This window comes from Oleiphilus sp. HI0079, from assembly GCF_001635105.1.
Map to the genome: position 1 here is coordinate 1 of NZ_LWFT01001325.1, position 774 is coordinate 774.

The following is a 774-nucleotide window of genomic DNA, read 5'->3' on the forward strand; positions in this document are numbered from 1 at the left end:
AAGGGTTTCGTTATCATCAACCGCCTTTAGATGAGAAAGGATCGACCATACGTGATCAATCCTCCGGCTAAGATCGCTTAAAGGCGCAACCGCAGAGCTCCATGTTGGATTTTCTTGCGAAATCACTTCCGCCAAGCTGTCTTGATAATCTGCAATCAACGCCTCAATAGCAGGCGCAAAATCGTGTGTTGAAAACTCATTGAAAGCGGGTAACTGCTGTTCCCGCAAAAGTGCTGTAGACATTAAGCCGACCCTAGAACTATATTGGTCTGAAGAAAGGGAATTGAAACATATTACTCTGTTCTTTCCCTGTAACAATTCACAAAGATTGGAATAATGCCATGAATTCTGTCCGCAAATACCTTGAGCATTCGCCATTGCTAGGCGAGCGCGTTTTTGTTGACCCAAGCGCGCTGGTCCTCGGAGATGTGCAACTGGGTGATGATTGCTCTGTTTGGCCTATGGCCGTCGTCAGGGGTGACATGCATAAGATAAGGATAGGAGATCGAACCAGCGTACAAGACGGATCGGTATTGCACATTACCCACGCAGGCCCTTTTAACCCAGACGGCTACCCCCTCATCGTTGGTGATGACGTTACGGTCGGACACAAAGCCTTGCTTCATGGATGCACAATCGGCAACCGTGTTTTGATTGGTATGGGTGCGATCGTTATGGACGGGGCAGTGATCGAAGATGAAGTTATTATTGCCGCCGGTAGTACCGTGTCTCCAGGCAAGCGCTTGGAATCAGGATATGTGTATAGAGGCAGCC

2 protein-coding genes are annotated in these 774 nt (G+C 48.4%); one reads left to right on the forward strand and one right to left on the reverse strand.

What is annotated here, in order from left to right:
- Window positions 1-243, reverse strand: a 243-nt coding sequence (locus tag A3750_RS22910) for a hypothetical protein (protein WP_369819975.1), incomplete at its 3' end; no start/stop codon positions are given.
- A 98-nt stretch (window positions 244-341) separates the two neighbouring features.
- On the opposite strand from A3750_RS22910, the gene A3750_RS22915 reads away from it, so the two are divergent.
- On the forward strand, window positions 342-774 hold a 433-nt coding region (locus tag A3750_RS22915; protein WP_068548912.1), incomplete at its 3' end, for a gamma carbonic anhydrase family protein.